The 17,497-nt window shown below is 58.0% G+C and carries 13 protein-coding genes; 9 read left to right on the forward strand and 4 right to left on the reverse strand.

What is annotated here, in order from left to right; genetic code table 11:
* Positions 1-9 precede the first annotated feature (9 nt).
* From KORLAC_RS07780 to KORLAC_RS07795, 4 genes are all read right to left on the reverse strand, one after another.
* Positions 10-1,863 (reverse strand): MFS transporter, encoded by a 1,854-nt coding sequence (locus KORLAC_RS07780; protein ID WP_068305153.1) that lies wholly within the window; start codon positions 1,861-1,863, stop codon positions 10-12.
* Between the two features lie 9 nt (positions 1,864-1,872).
* Positions 1,873-2,778 (reverse strand): ABC transporter ATP-binding protein, encoded by a 906-nt coding sequence (locus KORLAC_RS07785; RefSeq protein ID WP_068305155.1) that lies wholly within the window; start codon positions 2,776-2,778, stop codon positions 1,873-1,875.
* Between the two features lie 7 nt (positions 2,779-2,785).
* Complete coding sequence (locus KORLAC_RS07790) at positions 2,786-3,211, reverse strand: GntR family transcriptional regulator (protein ID WP_068305156.1); 426 nt, start codon at positions 3,209-3,211, stop codon at positions 2,786-2,788.
* A gap of 185 nt (positions 3,212-3,396) precedes the next feature.
* Entirely contained in the window at positions 3,397-5,028 is a 1,632-nt protein-coding gene (locus tag KORLAC_RS07795) for an alpha-D-glucose phosphate-specific phosphoglucomutase (RefSeq protein WP_068305158.1), read from the reverse strand.
* Between the two features lie 96 nt (positions 5,029-5,124).
* On the opposite strand from KORLAC_RS07795, the gene KORLAC_RS07800 reads away from it, so the two are divergent.
* From KORLAC_RS07800 to hydA, 9 genes are all read left to right on the forward strand, one after another.
* Complete coding sequence (locus KORLAC_RS07800; protein WP_068305160.1) at positions 5,125-5,457, forward strand: hypothetical protein; 333 nt, start codon at positions 5,125-5,127, stop codon at positions 5,455-5,457.
* 250 nt (positions 5,458-5,707) lie between these two features.
* Positions 5,708-7,948, forward strand: coding sequence for a TonB-dependent receptor (locus KORLAC_RS07805; RefSeq protein ID WP_206594878.1), 2,241 nt, complete (start codon positions 5,708-5,710; stop codon positions 7,946-7,948).
* Between the two features lie 216 nt (positions 7,949-8,164).
* Positions 8,165-9,508, forward strand: a complete 1,344-nt coding sequence (locus KORLAC_RS07810) for an NAD(P)-dependent oxidoreductase (RefSeq protein WP_068305164.1) — start codon at positions 8,165-8,167, stop codon at positions 9,506-9,508.
* Positions 9,509-9,517: 9 nt separating this feature from the next.
* Positions 9,518-10,792, forward strand: a complete 1,275-nt coding sequence (gene preA / locus KORLAC_RS07815) for an NAD-dependent dihydropyrimidine dehydrogenase subunit PreA (protein WP_068305166.1) — start codon at positions 9,518-9,520, stop codon at positions 10,790-10,792.
* 40 nt (positions 10,793-10,832) lie between these two features.
* Positions 10,833-12,164: an omega-aminotransferase AptA gene (gene aptA / locus KORLAC_RS07820; protein ID WP_068305168.1), complete on the forward strand. Its 1,332-nt coding sequence runs from the start codon at positions 10,833-10,835 to the stop codon at positions 12,162-12,164.
* 7 nt (positions 12,165-12,171) lie between these two features.
* Entirely contained in the window at positions 12,172-13,668 is a 1,497-nt protein-coding gene (locus KORLAC_RS07825; RefSeq protein ID WP_068305170.1) for a CoA-acylating methylmalonate-semialdehyde dehydrogenase, read from the forward strand.
* Between the two features lie 19 nt (positions 13,669-13,687).
* The gene (locus KORLAC_RS07830) at positions 13,688-14,566 is read left to right on the forward strand and encodes a nitrilase-related carbon-nitrogen hydrolase (RefSeq protein WP_068305284.1); all 879 of its coding nucleotides are present in this window, start codon (positions 13,688-13,690) and stop codon (positions 14,564-14,566) included.
* Positions 14,567-14,636: 70 nt separating this feature from the next.
* Positions 14,637-16,091 (forward strand): NCS1 family nucleobase:cation symporter-1, encoded by a 1,455-nt coding sequence (locus tag KORLAC_RS07835; protein WP_068305172.1) that lies wholly within the window; start codon positions 14,637-14,639, stop codon positions 16,089-16,091.
* 17 nt (positions 16,092-16,108) lie between these two features.
* Positions 16,109-17,491, forward strand: a complete 1,383-nt coding sequence (gene hydA / locus KORLAC_RS07840; protein ID WP_068305174.1) for a dihydropyrimidinase — start codon at positions 16,109-16,111, stop codon at positions 17,489-17,491.
* Positions 17,492-17,497 lie beyond the last annotated feature (6 nt).

Below are 17,497 nucleotides of genomic sequence, written 5' to 3' on the forward strand. Positions count from 1 at the left end.
GGCCTGGGGCTAGGCCTGTTTCGGATTGGTCCGCCATGGGTTCATCAGGAAGAATGAGATCAGCGCTGGCAGGCTGAATATGGCGCACAGTGCCACCCATGTTGCAGTCTGTGCGCGGCCAAGCCCATGCTTGCGGCTCATGATCAAGGCAGCGGCGGCAGAGACGGTCATCAAAATGCCAGCCATCCAGTAGATAAGAGGTGGATGCTGCCTGCCGAGAAGCGCATTCAGGACCAGGTCACCATCGGGCCTGATATTGTCAATGCGACTGTTCATCAGTTTTGACCGGTACAGGTGATCAATCAGAACCATGGCCGGGGACATCATCTCGAAATGATACTGGATCCAGCTTGGGTGGCGTTTCAGCTCATAATGCCGCTCGTGAATGGTTTCCGCCGCGCCGCCAAGTTTTGCATGGACGACGGCTGACCCGGGTTTGTTGAAGCCAAAGAAATGGTTCCCCCGATACAGCATCAGATAACCGTCCACCAACCTGTATGTGTCAACAAAATGGAAGCTGCTTAGTGAGGCTGGGTGATCGATGCTGTATTCCGGTACGGCCCTGTCAAATCCATCGCGCAGCACTTTAGGGTCAAACAGCAATGTGCGCTTGTCTGTCAGGATCGCGACATAGTCGTCCCGGATTTGCGGCTTGGCGACATAGCGTTCGCCTGCGGGCAGTTCGTGCTTGATATCCATGCTGCGCTCAGCGAAATCCAGCTGGTACATGCGGTTATTGGTCATCAGGAACTTCTTGCCAACCATCACGGGCACTGCCTGAAATCGATCCGCTGCCGTGGCAAGTGAGGCATCGTCGATAAAGCCGTTTACCCCAATGGCACCGATGGGCTTTCTGGTTGCTTCCGACATGCCGATCATCAGCATCTCGTCATGGGCGAACTTCCATATGCTGTTCGTGCCCGTGGGGGCAAGCGCATGCTGAATATCCAGCGTATGAAGCTGGTCTTCTGTCGGGTATGACCACTCGCGACTGTCCAGATAGGCCATGTCCGCAAGCTCAGCCTGCTTGATGTAATAGTCCGTTTTGGGATGGCTGCTGCCCTCAAGGGCGTAAGCCACCTGTTCTGCGGGGCCCAGTTCCCACATATAGGAGACTGTCCCTTCTACCGGGTTAAGGTCGGGGTGCGTGCCCATGATGAATTTGGGAACGTGGTAATAAACCGTTGTGAACAGGGACAGGCCAAACAGAAGGGCATAGGTCATAGGAAAGACCGTAAGCGTAATTGCCCAGGGGCGACGTTCATGGGTACTCAGGTCCGGTTTGAAACTGACAACATTCAGCGTCACAAGGATCCCCAGTATGACCAGCATCGGGAAGAACTGCAGGAATGTGCTCTCGGGCTCCGTGGTCATCATCCAGTTCAGGAAAATGGCCAGCAGAATGGCGCCTTTGTTGGCGCTGATGGCTGCAAGAGTGCCAACGAAATAGGCTGCAAGCGAGCAAAATAGCAGGAAAAAGCCATAGCCATAGTGGCGCGTATCAACTACCGAACCGGAGAAAGCATCCATCCCGCCTACCATGATAAACCACGGAACCAGAACAACCATGGACACGACAGCTGCGCCGGCAAGCGCCAGGCCGAAATAGATATTCCGTGGCGCCAGCGGCCGGTGGATCAGGTAGGTCCAGTGGTTGGTGCGCCGATGAAGCATCATCTGGACAAAGCCGAAGAGGGCCGAAAGTGGCAACAACCCCAGATACAGCATGGACTTGAAGGGTGAATTGCCCTGTAGGAAGGGCATAAGCTTCGCCACGAAGACGTAGATGGCCAGGAGGCCCACCGTTGCCAGAATGGCCCACAGGCGGTAGCGCTGAAATTCGCTTTTGAAAATCTGTAACATGCTCAGGTCCTATACTCGGCTGTCGGGTGTATTATGGTTTTTGGTCAGGAAGGCGTTAACGGCGCGTTCCAGGTTGACCGGGGCTTTGGCGACTGCCTTTGCCCCGTTGTTCTTCAGAACCTGGCCAAACTCTTCACCTTGGTCGGCGACCAATATATGGTGCTGCCCATCAATGGTGCGGGAGGTCAGGAAACCAGGCAGGGCGCCTTTCGCAGGCAATCCATTTGCGAAGTCGCCGATCCAGTAGGAAATGCGCTCAACAAAGGCGTCCGGGCTGCTGTTATTTTGAAGTGTCCCTTTTTCCATAATGATCAGCTGGTCCGCGACCCGCTCGATCTCTTCCATCTGATGCGAGCAATAGATGATTGTGGTGTTGGCCTCTGTTTCTGTGAACATCAGGGCTTCGAGAAAACTCTGCCGCGCCACTACATCCAGGCCCAGCGTTGGTTCGTCCAGAATAAGGACGTCAGGCGACTGCGCCAGCGCCATGGAAAGGTTAAGCCCGGCGCGCTCTCCGCGGGACAGGCCGGAAATCTTCTGGCCAGGGTCCACGTCGAAATAGCCAATCACCTGCTCGTAAATCGACTGGTTCCAGCCCGGGTAGAAGCTGCGCTGCTGATCGGTGATCTGCTGTGCTTTCATCCACAATGGCAGCGTGTGTTCTTCATTCACATAACCAACGCGACCACGCGTGCCAGGCGAGAGATCGCGACTGTCCTCGCCCAGTAGGCGGGCGATGCCGCTTGTGGCAGTTGTGACGCCCAAAAGGATACGAAACAGGGTGGATTTCCCCGCCCCGTTAGAGCCAACTATGGCGTGAATGCCGCCCTGGCCGATGGCCAGCGTGAAATCCTTGAGGGCTGTTTTCTTGCCATACCGCTTTGTCAGCCCTTCGGTTTGAATACAGTGGTTCATACTCTCTCTATCCTTCGTCGCTGTTTTTCCCGGCTTTGCCGCCAAGGCTTGTAAGGGCGTCCTGAACTGCCTTGATTATGTGCTCGCTGTCGTAACTCAGGTACGCTACTTCATTGATGAACGCGCCAACGGCTGCATCCAGCCGCTTTTGCTGTTCCTCATCACTCAACAGTTGTCTCGGCTCGGTGACAAAAAGCCCCAGCCCTTGTCGGGCTTCCACCAACCCAAGGGCTGTAAGCTCGCCATATGCCTTGGCAACCGTGTTGGCGTTGATCATCAGTTGCATCGCCAGTCCGCGAACGCTTGGTAGCTTCGCACCCGGCGGCAGGCTGCCTTTGGCCACCTCCATACGGATGCCATCGACAATCTGTTTGAAGATCGGTCGGCTGTCGCCTGTCACGATCTGGATGCTCAAGTTGGTCACGCCAGTCATAGGTCCTCGAATCAACTGTACTATGTGTAATAGTACAGTGCATACAGTGTTTCTGTCGTCAAGTATGCATCTGTAAGTATCTGAATTTAAAAGATACTTTTGTGGGGTGCTCTGGTGGCTGTGTTGCCGGCACAAAAAAAGCCCCGCGTCAGACGCGAGGCTTTTTCGGTTTCTGGTGAGAAGACTTAAGAGATGACGGATGGCTCGGCGCGGCCGGTACGCTCTCTGATTTCCGCCAGATCCCTGGCGATGGCGATTAGCGGGGCGAGTGCTTCCTGGGTGTCTTCATCAAGGCCGTCTGGCCCAGCGACAAAACGCTCGATATAGACCCTTAGTGTTGCGCCTTCCGTGCCGGTACCAGACAACCGGTACACCACGCGAGCCCCGCTTTTGAACGTCACTCGGATGCCTTGCGCTGAGGCGACGGACCCATCAACTGGGTCGCTGTAGGAGAAATCATCCGCAAGCTCGACCGTCTCGTCGCTAAACTGCTCACCGGGCAGTTCAGAAACCTTCGCGCGCAGGGCGGCAATCAGTTCCTGGGCTGTGCCCGCATCCAGGGCCTCATAGTCGTGGCGGGAATAATAGTTCCGGCCATAGCTGTGCCAGTGGCTGGTCAGTATGTCATTCACGCTGCTGCCGGTCTCGGCCAGGATGTTGAGCCACATCAGCACCGCCCAGATGCCGTCCTTTTCGCGCAGGTGGTCAGAGCCCGTGCCCGCGCTTTCCTCGCCGCACAGCGTGGCGCGCCCGGCATCCAAGAGATTGCCGAAATACTTCCAGCCCGTGGGTGTTTCAAAGCAGGGGATTTTCATTGCAGCAGCTACTCGGTCCAGAGCGCAGCTTGTGGGCATGGACCTGGCGACACCCCTGAGGCCTTGATTATAGGCCGGTATCAGCTGGGCGTTGGCCGCCAGTACAGCCAGGCTGTCGGAAGGTGCCACATAGGTGTTGCGCCCGAGTATGATGTTGCGGTCCCCGTCGCCATCTGACGCCGCACCCATGTTGGGGGCGTCCGGGCCAAACATCACATCGAACAGCTGTTTGGCATAAACCGGGTTCGGGTCCGGGTGGCCGCGGCCGAAATCCGGTTTTGGTTCGGCGTTGATTACCGTGCCTGCTGGCGCGCCAAGGACATCTTCAAAAATGGCTTTGGCATAGGGGCCGGTGACGGCATGCATGGCATCAAAGCATAGGCGGAAACCGCCCTTGAATAGGCTTTTGAGGGCATCGAAATCAAACAGGTCTTCCATCAGTTCCAGATAGTCGGCGACCGGATCCACGATTTCTACGGTCATGGCCCCCAAGGTGGTTTCACCAAGGGTGCCAAGGTCGATGTCCGGCGCGTCCATGATGCGATATTCGCTGATTTCCCGTGTCATGGCGTAGATGGCATCTGTAATCTTTTCCGCCGCAGGACCGCCATTTGAGGCATTATATTTGATGCCGAAATCATCGTCCGGGCCACCAGGATTATGGCTGGCCGACAGGATGATGCCGCCGGTATGTTCGCCTTTGCGGATCACACAGGATGCAGCGGGCGTTGACAGGAAACCATGCTGGCCGACAATAACCCGTGCCACGCCATTCGCAGATGCCATCTTCAGGATCGTTTGGATGGCAACGTCATTATAAAAGCGGCCGTCGCCACCCACCACTAGTGACACGCCCTCGACCCCACCCAGGGCATCGAAGATACTCTGGACAAAGTTTTCCATGTAGCCTAGTTGCTGGAATATCTTGACCTTCTTCCGAAGGCCCGAGGTGCCGGGTTTCTGGTCGTCAAATGGGGTGGTCTCAACGATTTTGATGGTCATGGCTGTCGCTCTCGCTTCATTCGTGTGGGCCACCACGTATGTCGGTGATGGCTGCCAAAATATCTGATACCGCTTTGTGGCCAAAGATTGTTTCAATTGGATGAGACAATTTCCGGCGCCAGTTGGGTTGCTCGGTCGTGGAGCCGGTATGTTCATCTGTTCTTGAAGGGCCTCGACCTGTACGGCATTCAGGCTGGCGCCTGTGCGGGCCAGAAACCGGTGAAGGCTGATTATAGCATCTTTGGCGTCGTCTGCACCCTCCGTCCCAAAAAGCTGACGATTGCATGGTGGTGTGTAATTTCGCGCCAGCCCTACATCTTTGGCGGGCAAATGGCTAAATCTGTGCCGTGGTACATCAAGCCCTATTGTCTGATGCTATCACTGCCACCGCCCGCGACAGTCGTTTTTCTCTATTCGGGTAAAACATAGAATTTTCATAAAGTTAACTGGATTGAAGTCGTTATATCCGCAGGAAACTGCGGCTTTCCCTGTGAGGCCGGTATCACGCCGGATCACATTTTCGGGACACATATAATTTGTATTTTTATGTTCTTGACTAGAAAGTCAGGAACTCATAGCGTCCCTCTGTTTTGTCTTTAGTGCATCCCATTAAGAAACGCGCCGTGATCGCATTAGGCGCGGATAAAGAGAAAGTCCCGACATTGATCGGGGGAGGAACATGAAAATGAGGAAAACACCCCAGTTAGGGCGGCGTTATGCTGCCGGTTTAATGACGACAGCTGCAACGCTGGCCATGCTGTCAGTTGGCTCAGTCGCGAACGCCCAGGATGAGCAGAGCGTGTTCGATGGTGAGTTTGAGGAAATCATGGTCACGAGCGCCCGGAAGCGCGAAGAAAGCATCTTCGAGACGCCAACCGCGCTTTCCGTGTTCGGTGAAAGTGCCCTGAAGGCACTCAATGTCAGCAACATGGATGATGTTGGCAAATATGTGCCGAACCTGAATGTATCGCGCTTTGGTGTCGGCAACACGGCGGCGGCGGCGATCTTCATTCGCGGTATCGGCATCCAGGATCACCTGATCACCACCGACCCCGGCGTTGGTGTGTATCTGGACGGTGTGTATCTTGGCCGCCAGATGGGTTCCAACCTGACGCTGAAGAACATCGAGCGCGTCGAAGTGCTGCGCGGGCCGCAGGGCACGCTATATGGCCGTAACACGCTTGGTGGTGCCGTCAATATCGTGACCCGCAAGCCGGGCGACGAAGAGGGCGCCGAAGTTGATGTGCAGCTTGGCACCCGCGACCGCTATGCTGGCAGCTTCTATGCCAACACGCGCCTGTCGGACAAGATCGCTGTGTCTGCGACCGGTAGCTTCAAGCACCGTGGCGGTGTGGGCGAGGCGGTGAACCTGCCGAACCCGGAAGCTGAAATCGGCGAAGAAAAAGAATTCAATGGCCGCGTCGCACTCTTGATCGAACCAAGTGACACATTCTCGCTCCTGTTCGCCATTGACGGTATGGACAATGAAGCGGGCCAGTCGCCCTATATCGCTGAAGTGATTGGTGCACCAGCCGATTGTTGTGGCCCACTGCCGCAACTGGGTGATGCAGACTTCCCGGCAGACCCGGATGACCTCGCCACCGCTGTGCCTGGGCTTGAGAGCACGTCCGCGAACGCGCTGGGTGTTTCCATGACAGCCGAGTGGAACATGAACGAGAACCTGACGTCCAAGTTTATCGCCAGCTGGCGCCGCACGGAATACACCGGCGGGCTTGATGATGACGCCACGGCCTATCATCTGTCTGAATTCCCGGAAGAGGGCGAAGCCGAGCAATATAGCGCCGAGCTTCAGATTAACGGTTCGTGGGACAATTTCGATCTGGTGTCGGGCCTCTTTTACTTCAACGAAGACGGCAGTGCCTTCTCAGGTCCGTTCAACTTCTCACCCTTCAATGGACAGGTTGACACCCCGGGCACCATCGCGAACGGTGACTTCTTCGATCTGGCCCAGGAAACAGATGCATACGCCATCTACGCGAACGGCTCCTACCATGTGAACGATAAGCTGACGATCGGCGGCGGCCTTCGCTATTCTGAAGACAAGAAAGAGGCGAACGCCTTGTTCCCAAGCTTCGGTGGCGTACGCGACTTCGAGGAAGTTGACACAAGCGCTGTTACCTGGGACGCCAACATGACCTATGCGCTGAACGACAATATGTCGGTTTACGCAACCGTGCAGCGTGGGTATCAGACAGGTGGTCTGCCGCCCCGTCCGTTCGGAGGTGAAGCCCAGTTCGACCCGTTCGATGAAGTGAAGGCGCTGAACTATGAAGTGGGCTTCAAAGGGCAGGTAACAGACAACTGGCTTCTGATGGCGTCTGCCTTCACCACCAACTATACCGACTTTGTGGTACAGGTGTCTGAACCGCAGGCTGGCGGCTTTGTGACCCGTGCGGGCAACGCCGCCAAGGCGCGTGGTCGCGGGTTCGAGATCGACAGCAAGCTCAATCTCGACAGCGGCGTGTTCATCAATACCTCCATCGGTTACCTGGATGCAGAAATTCGCAGCCTTGAAGGCGAAGTTCTGGGTGTTGCGGTTGGTGACAAGCTGCCGCTGGCGCCTGAGCTGACGGCGTCTGTGCTGGCGGGCTACCGCACCATGCTTGATGGCGGTGGTGAGCTGACAGTGCAGGCGGACTATAGCTACCGCGACGATATGTTCGGCCAGGTGGTGAACTCGGATACCGAACTCCTGAAAGCGCGCAGCCTGTTTGGCTTCAACGTGCGCTATACCAGCGAAGACGGCACCTGGGATGTGGACCTGTATGGCGAAAACATCTTCAACGAAGTGTATGACCAGGGTCGCCTGAACAACACGTTCCATGGTTTCGTGGGTGTCGTCCGGTCCAATGACCGGTCCGAGTTTGGCCTGCGTTTCACCAAACGCTTTGGCCTCTAGGGCATAAACAACAGCCATAACTTGGCACATGACGGGCTCGCATTTGCGGGCCCGTTTTTTTATGCAAGTATATCTTGATCGGGAGTAGGCTGTTTCTGTCGCTGCAGCTTCACGAAAATGTGCTTACGTGACTGTATCCTTTATGTTTTTTATTCTTGACCAAATAGTCAGGAATAGATAGCGTACAAGTGGGAGTGGAAAATTTAGGGAGTGGTTATGACGCACAAGCTTTGTGGTGCGGCAGGTGGTGTTAGCCTGTCGGATGATGAGATTGCTGCCAACTTCGGGGACCTGCACAAGCCGTTGAGCCAGTTGCAGGCAATGCAGGCGGCTGATCACTGTATCTATTGCTATGACGCGCCGTGCATAACCGCATGTCCGACATCCATCGACATCCCCACCTTCATTCATCAGATACGCACCCGGAACACAGAAGGGGCGGCGAAAACCATCCTCAGCCAGAACATCATGGGCGGCACCTGTGCCCGTGCCTGCCCCACGGAAGTGCTGTGCGAACAGGCTTGCGTGCGCAATCACGGCGATGAAGAACCGGTCGAGATCGGGCTCTTGCAGCGCTTTGCTGTAGATCATCTGATGGCCAAGGGTGGCGAACACCCGTTTAAGCGTGCACCCGAAAGCGGCAAGCGCATTGCTGTTGTGGGTGCGGGGCCTGCCGGGCTTTCCTGTGCGCACCGGGCTGCCATGCTGGGCCACAATGTGACTGTGTTTGAAGCCAAGCCAAAGTCCGGCGGCCTGAACGAATATGGTCTTGCCGCCTACAAGATGGTCGATGACTTCGCCCAGCGCGAGGTTGACTTCCTGATGGGTGTCGGCGGGATCGAGATCAAGCATGGTCAGGCGCTTGGCAAGGATATCAGCCTGCGTGAACTTCGCGATACCTATGGTGCAGTGTTCCTGGGCGTGGGTCTTGGCGACACCAACAAGCTGGGGCTTGACGGCGAAGACAAGGGCGGCGTTCTGGATGCCATCCAGTTCATTGAAGATCTCAGGCAAGAGAGCAACAAGGCGCACATGAAAGTCGGCAAGCATGTGGTGGTGATCGGTGGTGGCAACACGGCGATTGATGCTGCCGTGCAGAGCCGGGCGCTGGGTGCTGAAAAGGTCACGCTGGTTTATCGGCGTGGCGAAGAGGCCATGAGCGCGACGGGCTTTGAAATTGAACTCGCCCGCACCAACGGTGTGACGGTTGAGCTGTGGGCCCAGCCTGTGGCGATCCACGGCAATGGCCATGTGGCATCCATGGTGTTCGAACGCACCGCAATGGATGAAAAAAATGGTACACTGGTGGGCACCGGCGAAACGTTCGAGGTGCGCACGGATATGGTTTTGAAAGCCATCGGCCAAAAGCTGGACGGCAGCGCACTGGACGGGCTTGACCTGGCAGCGGGCAAAGTGTCGGTATTGGACGGCTATGCCACCAGTCTCACCGGCGTGTTTGCCGGCGGGGATTGCGTCAAGTCCGGCGAGGACCTGACCGTGCAGGCGGTCGAGGACGGCAAGCAGGCCGCTCACGCCATCGACGAATTTCTGAAAGTATAGGAGGGGATAATGGCTGACCTAAGCTGCAAGATCGCAGGAATCGATAGCATCAACCCCTTCTGGCTGGCGTCCGCGCCGCCAACGGACAAATATTATAATGTTGTCCGCGCCTTCGAGGCGGGCTGGGGTGGTGTTGTATGGAAAACGCTGGGGGAAGACCCGCCGGTCGTGAATGTCTCGAGCCGTTACGGTGTGCATCAGGATGCTGACCGCGGCATCATTGGCATCAATAATATCGAGCTGATTTCCGACCGGCCACTGGACGTGAACCTGCGGGAGATCGAACAGACCCGCAAAGAATGGCCTGACCGGGTGATCATCGGCTCCATGATGGCGCCGATTGACGAGCAAGCCTGGAAAGAGCTGGCGATCAAGATCGCCAACTCCGGCGTGCACGGGATTGAACTGAACCTTGGCTGCCCGCACGGCATGTGCGAACGCGGCATGGGCTCCGCCATCGGGCAGGTGCCCGAAATGGTGGAGCAGACCACCCGCTGGATCAGGGAAGCGGTAGACTTGCCGGTCTTTACCAAGCTGACGCCCAACATCACCAACATCCTGTGGTCGGCTGAGGCCGCGAAGAAGGGCGGCGCGCACGCTGTGTCGCTGATTAATACGGTTAATTCCATCGTGTCGGTGGACCTAGACGCCATGTCGCCCACGCCTGTCGTGGACGGCAAGGGCAGTCATGGCGGCTATTGCGGTGCGGCGGTCAAGCCGATCGCGCTCAATATGGTTGCGGAAATCGCCCGCTCTGCGGACACCCAGGGGCTCGAAATTTCGGCTATTGGCGGAATTGAAAACTGGCGCGACGCAGCCGAGTTCATCGCCCTTGGGGCCAACGGCCTGCAGGTGTGCACTGCCGCCATGCTGTACGGCTTCCGCATCGTGGATGACATGATCGCCGGCCTTTCGAACTTCATGGATGAGAAGGGCTACAAAACGCTTGAGGATTTCCGGGGCAAGGCTGTGGAGAACACAGTGGACTGGAATGCCTTGAATATGAATTTCGACACCAAGGCCTTTATCGACCCGGATAAGTGCATCGAATGTGGCCGCTGCCATATCGCCTGCGAGGACACAAGCCACCAGGCGATCGAGTATGCCGTCAAGGAAGACGGTAGGCGCAGCTTCACCGTGGTGGATGAAGACTGTGTTGGCTGCAACCTGTGCGCCATGATCTGCCCGGTGCCGGATTGCATTGAAATGCGGCCTGTCGATAACGGCAAACCCTATATGACCTGGCCCGAACATCCGCTGAACCCGATGAAGGCAGCGGAATAAGCGGGCCGACAGTCGCAAACGTCAACCTGGGGAGGGGGACATGAGTGAACTAAGCGCTGGCGCGAAAGCGAACGATCTTGAAGCCTACTGGATGCCCTTTACGGCAAATCGCCAGTTCAAGGCAAACCCGCGTATGGTGGTGGGCGCGGACGGCATGTATTTCAAACTGTCGGACGGGCGGGATCTGCTCGACGGCATCGCCGGCCTCTGGTGCTGCAACGCAGGCCACAACAGGCCGCGTATTGTCGAAGCCATCCAGAAACAGGCGGCAGAGCTGGATTATGCGCCCGCCTTCCAGATGGGGCACCCCAAACAGTTTGAGCTGGCAAGTCGCCTTGCGCGCATGATGCCGGGGGACCTGAACAAGGTCTTCTTCACCAATTCGGGGTCAGAGTCAGTTGAGACCGCGCTCAAGATGGCCATCGCCTATCACCGGGCGCGCGGCGAAGGCCAGCGTGTGCGGCTGATCGGGCGCGAGAAGGGCTATCACGGGGTGAACTTCGGCGGCATGAGCGTGGGCGGCATGCCCGCCAACCGCAAAATGTTCGGCAGCCTGATGACTGGCGTTGACCATATGCGTCACACGCATGGCATTGAAGGCAATCGTTTCTCCCACGGCCAGCCTCCGAACGGGGCAGAGATGGCCGACGACCTGGAGCGGCTCTGCGAATTGCATGACCCTTCCACGATAGCAGCCGTGATCGTGGAGCCGCTCGCGGGGTCCGCAGGCGTGATCCTGCCACCCAAGGGCTATCTGGAACGCCTGCGCGCGATCTGTGACAAGCACGGCATCCTCCTGATCTTTGACGAAGTGATCACCGCCTATGGCCGCCTGGGCTCACCTTTCGCGGTGAACCATTTTGGTGTCGAGCCCGACATCGTCACGACCGCCAAGGCGCTGGCGAACGGTGTGATCCCCATGGGCGCGGTGTTCGTGCAGGATAAAATCTATGACGCCTTCATGACAGGGCCTGAGAATATGGTGGAGTTCTTCCACGGCTATACATTCTCGGGCAACCCGATGGCCTGCGCCGCGGCGCTCGGCACCCTCGATACTTACGAGGAAGAGGGCCTGCTGACCCGCGGCAGTGAGCTGAGCCCCTACTGGGAAGACGCAGTTCATAGCCTGAAGGACCTGCCGAATGTGATCGATCTTCGGAACATGGGCCTGATTGCCGGGATTGAACTTGAACCGCGTGCGGGCAAGCCAACCGCACGGGCGTTTGAAGCCTTCCTGAAGGCCTATGAGGCTGGGCTGTTGATCCGCACAACGGGCGACACCATCGCGCTGTCGCCGCCCCTGATTATTGAAAAATCCCACATTGATTTCGCGTTTGGAACCCTGCGCGACATCCTCAAGTCATTGGATTAAAAGACAAATGGCACTGATCAATCATATCATTGAAGGCGCGGCCACAGCTGGTTCATCCGGCCAGACCGCGCCCGTTTATAACCCGGCGACGGGCGAACAGATCGCCGATGTCGCCATGGGCGGCGCCGCGGAAGTAAACGCTGCCGTTGCCGCCGCCAAAACCGCTTTTGAAACTTGGTCTGCCACGCCGCCAGCCAAGCGCGCACGGGTGATGTTCCGCCTGCGCGACATACTGGACGCGCGACGCGATGAGGTGGCGCGGACGATTTCTGTGGAACACGGCAAGACCCACGATGATGCACTCGGGGAGGTGACGCGGGCACTCGAAGTTGTCGAGTATGCCTGCGGCATCCCTGAAAAACTCAAGGGTGATTTCAGCCGCGATGTCGGCCCCGGGATCGATAGCTGTGCCGAACGCCAGGCGCTCGGGGTCGTGGCGGGTATCACGCCCTTCAATTTCCCGGCCATGGTGCCTTTGTGGATGATCCCCATGGCGGTGGCCTGTGGCAACACGTTCGTGCTGAAGCCGTCCGAGCGCGACCCGTCGTCCGCGAACCTGGTCTATGACCTGTTCAGGGAAGCCGGGTTGCCAGAAGGCGTACTGAATGTCGTGCATGGCGGCAAGGACGCGGTGGACGCGATCCTCGACCATAAGGACGTACAGGCTGTCAGCTTCGTGGGCTCAACGCCTGTGGCGGAATATATCTATTCTCGCGGCTGCACGGCTGGCAAGCGGGTGCAGGCGCTGGGCGGCGCCAAGAACCATATGATCATCCTGCCGGACGCGGATATTGACCAAGCGGCTGACGCACTGATGGGCGCGGGCTTCGGCTCGGCTGGTGAGCGCTGCATGGCCGTGTCTGTTGCCGTGCCGGTGGGTGAGGAAACTGCCGACCGGCTGGTGGCCAAGTTGGCGCCGCAGGTGCAGGCGCTCAGGATCGGCCCAAGCACTGATCCAGACGCCGAAATGGGCCCGGTGATCACGAAGCAAGCGCAGGACCGCATTGTTGGCCTGATCGACAAGGGCGAAAGCGAAGGCGCCGACGTGGTCGTGGATGGCCGCGACTTCCGGCTTCAGGGATATGAAGGCGGTTTCTGGGTTGGCGGGACGCTGCTTGACCGCGTGACGCCTGAAATGACCGTCTACCGCGAGGAAATCTTCGGCCCGGTGCTATCCGTGTTGCGGGCAGGAAGCTATGACGAGGCCGTGAACCTCATCAACGCGCATGAATACGGAAACGGTACCGCCATCTTCACGCGGGACGGTGACGCCGCACGCGATTTCGCCAACCGTATCCAGGTGGGCATGGTGGGCGTAAATGTGCCCATTCCAGTGCCCGTGGCCTACCACAGCTTTGGTGGCTGGAAGCGATCCATTTTCGGCGCGCACGGCATCTATGGGCCGGAAGCCGTTCATTTTTATACACGACTGAAAACCGTTACCTCGCGCTGGCCCACGGGCATTCGCGCAGGCGCAGAGTTTAATTTCCCGAGCATGGGCTAAGAGGGGGCTATCTATGTCAATGAATTCAACAAACACACTCCGGGGCGGCCTCATTCAGATGGCGCTCAAGTCCTCAACAGACAACGACCCGGAAACCATCCGCAAGGCGATGATCGAAGCGCATATTCCGCTGATTGAGGAAGCGGGCGAGAAGGGCGTGCAGGTGCTATGCTTCCAGGAAGTTTTCACCCAGCCATATTTCTGCCCCAGCCAGGACGCGAAGTGGTATGAAAGCGCGGAGCCGATCCCGAACGGCCCGACCACCAAGCTGATGCAGGAATATGCCGCGAAATACAAAATGGTGATCGTGGTGCCGATCTATGAGCGCGATGACGTGACGGGCGTTTATTATAACACCGCCGCCGTGATTGATGCCGACGGCAGCTATCTGGGCAAATACCGCAAAACCCACATCCCGCAGGTTGCCGGTTTCTGGGAGAAATTCTTCTTCAAGCCCGGCGCATCGAATTGGCCAGTTTTTGAAACGCAATACTGTAAGCTTGGGGTCTATATCTGTTATGATCGCCACTTCCCGGAGGGCTGGCGTGCGCTGGCACTGAACGGGGCCGAGTATATCGTCAATCCGTCCGCCACTGTTGCGGGCCTGTCTGAGTATCTTTGGAAACTGGAACAACCCGCATCCGCCGCCGCAAACGGCTGCTGGATCGGGGCGATCAACCGTGTTGGGCACGAACAGCCTTGGGACATCGGCGAATTTTACGGCCAGAGCTATTTCGTCAATCCGCGCGGACAGATTGAGAAAGAAGCCAGCCGCGACAAGGACGAACTGATCATCCATGACATGGATATGAGCATGGTTCAGGAAGTCCGGAACGGCTGGCAGTTTTTCCGTGACAGGCGCCCAAGCACTTATGGCCGCCTGACAGAAGGGGAATAATCATCCCGTTTGCTGCGGTATCGGGGGACGCCGCAGCAATGCACAGGGGACCTTGAAAAGGGGGAGTGATATGCACGACGAAACCTCAACGCCAACCGGGGCCGGGTCATACGACGCGGACCTCTGGAACGCCGACCTCGCACCAACAGACGCCGCCGCCCGCACATGGGACTGGAAAGCCTTCGCCGCCCTTTGGGTGGCGATGGTCGTTTGTGTGCCCACCTATATGCTGGCCGCCGGGCTGGTATCGGAAGGCATGGCCTGGTGGCAGGCGATCCTGACGGTGCTGCTGGGTAATGTGATTGTGCTGGTGCCGATGATCCTGATCGGTCATGCGGGCGCCAAGCACGGCGTGCCGTTCCCAGTGCTTCTGCGCTCCGCCTTCGGCACCAAGGGCGCGCGCATCCCGGCACTTGCCCGCGGGCTGGTGGCCTGCGGCTGGTTCGGTATCCAGACATGGGTGGGCGGCAGCGCGATCTATGTGATCCTCAACGGCCTGACGGACAATATGTTCCACGGCACGCCACTGCCGTTCCTGGGCATTGATATCGCCCAGACGCTCAGCTTCCTTGCCTTCTGGGCGATCCATCTGTTCTTCATCAAGCACGGTACGGAAAGCATCCGCTGGCTTGAGACTTACGCAGCCCCCTTCCTGATCCTGATGGGCCTTGCGCTTCTGGCGTGGGCCTATATCGAGGCGGGCGGCTTTGGCGCCATGCTGTCCACCCCCAGCCAGTTCGGCCCGGGCGGCGCCAAGGAAGGCCAGTTCATGGGCACCTTCATCGCCGGGCTTACGGCGATGGTTGGCTTCTGGGCGACAATGGCGCTCAACATCCCGGATTTCACCCGGTTTGCCAAAACACAGCGGGATCAGATGCTGGGGCAGGCGATTGGCCTGCCGATCCCGATGGCTCTCTTTGCCTTCATCGGCGTGGCCGTGACCAGCGCGACCGTGACCATCTATGGCGAGGCTATCTGGGACCCGGTCGTACTCGCGGGCCGCATGGGCGGCATGGGCGTTGTTGTGGCGCTGGCGGCGCTTGTGATCGCCACGCTCACCACCAACCTGGCCGCCAATGTGGTGGCCCCGGCGTATGGGTTCTCAAACCTCAGCCCATCCAAGATCAGCTTCACCATGGGCGGCTATATCACCGCCGGGATAGGCATCGCCATCTTCCCGTGGAAGCTTCTGGAAACCGCGGGCGGCTACCTGTTCACCTGGCTGATTGGCTATTCGGCGCTTCTGGGGCCCATCGCAGGCATCCTGATCGTGGACTATTTCCTGATCCGCAAATGCGAACTGGATAAGGACGCGCTTTTCACCCATGCAGGCCGCTACGGTGCCTGGAACAGCGCCGGTCTGATTGCGCTTGTGGTTGGCGTTCTGCCGAACCTGCCGGGCTTCCTGCATGCAGCGGGTGCCGTGGACACCGTACCAGCCATCTTTGACACACTCTATAGCTACGCCTGGTTCGTGGGCCTGTTTGTTGCCGGCCTTCTGTATCTCGCGCTCGCTAAAAAATAACCCAAGGGGACTCTGTTATGTCACTTCTTATTCGTGGTGGAACCGTTATCAATGCCGATGCACGCAAGCGTGCTGATGTGTATGTCGAGGGCGGGATCATCAAGGCTGTCGGCGAAAATCTGGACGTGCCCTCAGGCGCTGAGGTGATCGACGCCGGTGGCCAATATGTGATGCCCGGCGGGATTGACCCGCACACCCACATGCAGCTGCCGTTCATGGGCACCGTGGCGTCGGAGGACTTTTATACCGGCACAGCCGCAGGCCTTGCGGGCGGCACCACCATGATCATCGATTTCGTGATCCCAAGCCCGCAGGAACCCCTGATGGAGGCCTACAAGACCTGGCGCGGCTGGGCTGAAAAAGCCTGCGCAGACTATAGCTTCCATGTGGCCGTCACCTGGTGGGGCGACGGTGTGGCCGAAGACATGGGCCGCCTGGTGAACGAAGAAGGCATCAACAGCTTCAAGCATTTCATGGCCTACAAAGGCGCCATCATGGCCGAAGATGAAGTGCTCTATAACAGCTTCACCCGCGCGCGGGAACTGGGTGCGATCGTCACCGCCCACGCGGAAAATGGCGAACTGGTGTTCCAATTGCAGAAAAAGCTGATGGAAGCGGGCATGACTGGGCCTGAGGCCCACCCGCTTTCCCGCCCGCCGGCTGCGGAAGGCGAGGCTGCCAACCGTGCCGCACGCTTGGCAGAAGTCATTGATGTGCCGCTTTATCTTGTGCATGTGTCCACCAAGGACGCGCTGGATGAAATCATCCGCGCGCGGCTTGCGGGCCAGCGTGTCTACGGTGAAGCGCTCGCAGGGCACTTGCTGATTGACGACAGCGTCTACAAACACCCGGACTTCGAGTATGCCGCAGCCCACGTGATGTCGCCGCCATTCCGGGAAAAGCATCACCAGGAGGCGTTGTGGAAAGGGCTGCAGTCCGGCAACCTGCAGACTACCGCCACCGACCACTGCTGTTTCTGTGCCGACCAGAAAGCCATGGGCAAGGATGATTTCACCAAAATTCCGAACGGTACGGCAGGCGTTGAGGACCGGCTGGCGGTGCTGTGGACCCACGGTGTGCGCACGGGCAAGCTGACGATGGAAGAATTTGTTGGCGCCACCAGCGCCAACGCTGCCCGTATCTTCAATATCTACCCCAGGAAGGGCCGGATCGCAGAGGGCGCGGACGCCGACATCGTGGTGTGGGACCCGGAGGCGACCAAGACCATTTCCGCCAAAACCCACAAGCAGAATGTGGATTTCAACATCTTCGAAGGCATGGAAGTGACGGGCCTTGCGTCCCACACCATTAGCCAGGGCAGGGTGCGTTACAAGAATGGCGAATTGTTCACCAACAAGGGGGATGGCCGCTTCATCAAGCGGCCGGCGTTCAAACGCTAACAGGTA

The organism is Kordiimonas lacus, assembly GCF_001550055.1.
GTDB lineage: Bacteria > Pseudomonadota > Alphaproteobacteria > Sphingomonadales > Kordiimonadaceae > Kordiimonas > Kordiimonas lacus.